This window comes from Kitasatospora nipponensis (assembly GCF_039528135.1).
Taxonomy (GTDB): Bacteria; Actinomycetota; Actinomycetes; order Streptomycetales; family Streptomycetaceae; genus Kitasatospora; species Kitasatospora nipponensis.
On record NZ_BAAALF010000710.1, the window covers coordinates 1 to 710 of the forward strand.

Consider the following 710-nt stretch of genomic DNA (forward strand, 5'->3'; position numbering starts at 1 on the left):
CGTGCAGCTGGTCGGAGATATCGCGCTGGTCGTCCTTCTCTCGGTCTCCTCAGTGGGATCCGCTCCCGACGCCATGCCACTGGCAAGCAGCTCGGGTGATTCCGCGCGGCCGTCGAGCACTCGGCTGGTGCGGGTGGTGACCAGCCAGCCGTCCGCACCTCGCCGCAGGCGCCAATGGTTGGCGGTCGCCCTGCGTACCACGAATCCGTCATCGCCAGTGACGATCATCAGCGAATAGCAGACCGCGACCGCGTCGTCGCCGTTCACGCTCACGCGCGGTGCTCCGATGACATGTGCGCAACCGTTCGTGATCCAGTGCTGGTGGAACTCCGAGGTCACCATGGCGGCGATCTGCTCACGTCCGTTCATCACCAACTCGTCGACGTCGTAGACGCCGTCGGGTTCCCAGATCGCGGCCACGGCGTCGGCGTCTCCACTGTCGACGAGCGGTCCGTAAGACAGGATCAGGCGGGTCACCTCGACTTCGTCCTCCAGAGCTTGGAGCCGGTGTTCCAGCTGAACGAGTCGCTCCGCCTGTGACAGCTGATCTGCCTGCCCCCCTCGATCACTGCTCTCGGTCATCGGGCCCTCCGAGGTCGGTGTGGAGATTGTTTTCGCGACGGCAGTTCCTGGCGCTGCTGTCGGTGACGGCCGGCGGCTCGCCGAGGATCGTGACGAGCTGCGCCGGCCTTGGTACCGCACGGGGGCCG

At 66.3% G+C, this 710-nt stretch carries 1 protein-coding gene; it reads right to left on the reverse strand.

Annotated features, from left to right (window positions below; translation table 11 throughout):
* A partial coding sequence (locus ABD323_RS42860) for a nuclear transport factor 2 family protein (RefSeq protein WP_344447455.1) occupies window positions 1-582 on the reverse strand: 582 nt, incomplete at its 3' end.
* Window positions 583-710: the final 128 nt, after the last annotated feature.